This is a genomic window from Lentiprolixibacter sp., from assembly GCF_982873095.1.
Genome location: NZ_CEYNTP010000285.1, coordinates 1 through 3,227, shown reverse-complemented (window position 1 = coordinate 3,227; position 3,227 = coordinate 1). Strand labels below are relative to the sequence as shown.

Below are 3,227 nucleotides of genomic sequence, written 5' to 3'. Positions count from 1 at the left end.
ATTTATTTCCAAAGGAATGACTTATTAAAAAAATTGGTAAGTTACCCCTGAAGATAGGAGGGTATGTAACGTCAGTCACAAAAGGTTGTTTCCTGCCACCTTAATTGACTATCTTTAAAGATGCTTAAAAGCAAAGGGGTCATCTCACGTTTTAAGGGCGGCTACAGGGTGAATTCATGCATCAGAAAGTTGCTCATGGCCCTATCCCTTTCTATAATAACAGTGTCCTTTGCTCAAAAAAAGAATGCTGATTTTACCCTGAACATCAGAAAAGCAAGCGGTCCGATTATCATAGATGGCAGGGCAGATGATCTGGCCTGGCAGGATACGGAGGTCGCCACAGATTTTTTTATGGTGCTCCCCATGGATGAGGGCAAGGCCACCCAGGAAAGCGAGATCCGTATGACGTATGACCAGGAATATATCTATCTGGTCGCTACCTTTTACAACAACACTGCCGGACCCAACTATGTGGAATCCCTCAGAAGGGATTTTAGTTTTGGAAAGAATGACAATTTCCTCCTTTTTATTGATCCCTTCAACAATCAAACCACGGGCTTCACCTTTGGATCAAATGCTGCCGGGGCACAGTGGGATGGGACGATGTACGGGGGAAGTGCCGTAGACCTCAGCTGGGACAGTAAATGGGTTTCAGCGGTTGTACGGGATGATGAAAAATGGGTGTTCGAAATGGCGCTGCCCTTTAAATCCATACGCTATGAAAAAGGGGTGAAGGAATGGGGGATCAATTTTAGTCGGCTGGACCTTAAAACCAGTGAGAAATCGAGCTGGACGCCCATACCCAGGCAATTTCCTACTTCCTCCCTCGCCCTGTCCGGGGTATTGATTTGGGATGAACCGCCTCCCGCTCCAAAAATAAACCTCTCCCTGATCCCATATGTCCTTGGAGAACAAACCAAGGACCTTGCCAACACCAAGGACACCCAGATCAAGGTGGGTGGGGACATAAAGTTCAGTCTTTCTTCAGCCCTTAATCTGGACCTAACGGTAAACCCGGATTTCTCACAGGTAGAAGTGGACCGGCAGGTTACCAATTTGGACCGCTTTGAGCTCTTTTTCCCGGAACGCAGGCAATTCTTCCTGGAAAATGCCGACCTGTTTGCCAATTTTGGCTATGCAACCATCCGGCCTTTTTTCTCCCGACGTATTGGATTGGGAGTTCCTATAGATGCCGGTGCCCGTGTGAGCGGTAACCTCAACGAGAACTGGCGAATGGGGATTATGGATATACAGACGGCTTCTGTTTCCGAAACAGGCAGGCCCTCACAAAATTTTGGTGTTATCTCGCTGCAGCGCAAGGTGTTCAGCAGGTCGAGCATCGGCTTGATGTTCGTCAACAAAGAGTCGTTCCGCTACCCGCAGGACACGGATTCACTCAGGAACCTCTTTCCTAAATTCAACCGCAATTTAGGAGTGGAATACAATCTCGCTTCTGCAGATAATTTATGGTCTGGTAAAGCATTTGTTCTGCAATCCTTTGCCCCGGATGAGGACAACAGGGGGCTCACCCAGGCTGCTAACCTATCCTACAACAACCGGCAATGGTCCTGGGGACTTCAGGAGGAATCGGTTCCACGATCCTATTCTGCGGAAGTAGGCTTTGTGCCTAGGAATGGCTACATCCGGTTAAGTGGTTTTGGGGGATACTTGTTTTTCCCAAAAAAGGGACCCATCGTGAGTCATGGGCCCAAGCTCACTACCAGTCATTTCTTTGATCCGGCATTTCGCAGTACGGATTATCAAAACGCTGTAGGGTACGCACTTAATTACAGAAACCGGAGCGTGCTATCTGCAGAGGTTATCAATGAGTTTGTGGAATTATTAGCCCCATTTGACCCCACCAGGACCGGAAAAGAAGAATTACCAACCGGAACGCAGGGCCGTTGGAACACTTTCCGCGCGCAGTACGCCTCCAAACCTCAGAGCATGTTTACCTATTCCTTTGACACCAGCCTGGGTGGTTACTATGAAGGGGGTACCCGGCTTAACGTCAGTAATGAGATGGGCTACCGTTTTCAACCCTACGTCAGCCTGAGTTCCAACATCAGCTATAACAACATCCGGCTTCCGGCACCCTGGAACACCACCGAGTTCTGGCTGATTGGCTCTAAAGTGGATATCACCTTTACCAATAAGCTCTTCTTCGCGACGCTTTTTCAATACAATGAACAAACCCGGAATTTCAATCTGAATTCACGCTTCCAATGGCGTTATAAGCCGGCATCTGACCTGTTCTTGGTATTTACAAGGAATACGCTGCTCGATCCGCTATCCGGGGATATTTGGTCCCTTACGCTAAAACTTACTTACTGGTTCAATCCGTGAGTCTTACCCCGGAAACAAAGGAATTAACTGGAAGCGCTATATTAACCGCAATAATTCGATATTTTTAACATCATACAAATACGTTAAAATGAAAAGAGTTTACCTATCCCTATCCGTCCTGATCTTTGTTCTGTTCACCAATATTGCACAGTCACAGCAGGGTATCCTGGCAGAGCTTGAACAAATTGCGGTTATCGACCAGAAAGTGATGATGCCGATGCGTGATGGGGTCCGACTTGCGACTGACATCTACCGGCCAAAAACCGATAATCCTGTACCCATAATTTTTTCCAGGACGCCCTACAATTTTAATTCCTGGGGAGATGGGGAAAGACGAACACGGACCGCCAGGAGGGCCTATGAAGCAGTGAAAAGGGGGTATGCCTATGTAGTTCAGAATGAGCGCGGGCGGTACTACTCCGAAGGGGAGTGGGATATCCTTGGAACACCGCTGACCGATGGCTATGACGCTTTTAGCTGGATGAAGGAGCAGTCCTGGTCCAATGGTAAAATAGGCCTGATAGGTTGCTCTTCAACAGCGGAATGGCAGATGGCCGTAGCCGCATTGGATCACCCCAGTCTGGCTGCTATGGTTCCCCAGGGATTTGGAGCAGGCGTTGGCAGGGTAGGGGAATACCTGGAGCAGGGGAACTGGTACCGTGGCGGAGCGGAGCAGCTGCTATTTTTTGCCTGGCTGTACGGTGTAGAACACGATAAATTTAAGCCACGGATCCCGGCAGGGGCTACCCAGGAAGATTTAATCCGGATCTCCAGATTCTATGACCTGGCCCCGGAAAACCCACCCGTAGATATGTCCAAGGCACTGGCCCATCTGCCCATCCCGGATATTTTGAAGAACGCAAATGGAAAAAAAGAAATAT

Annotated in this window: 2 protein-coding genes; both read left to right on the top strand. The window is 48.5% G+C overall.

Annotated elements, in window-relative coordinates; all coding sequences use genetic code 11:
* Nucleotides 1-120 precede the first annotated feature (120 nt).
* The gene (locus AC4E7D_RS13265) at nt 121-2,346 is read left to right on the top strand and encodes a carbohydrate binding family 9 domain-containing protein (RefSeq protein ID WP_490174266.1); all 2,226 of its coding nucleotides are present in this window, start codon (nt 121-123) and stop codon (nt 2,344-2,346) included.
* An 88-nt stretch (nt 2,347-2,434) separates the two neighbouring features.
* On the top strand, nt 2,435-3,227 hold a 793-nt coding region (locus AC4E7D_RS13260; protein WP_490174265.1), incomplete at its 3' end, for a CocE/NonD family hydrolase.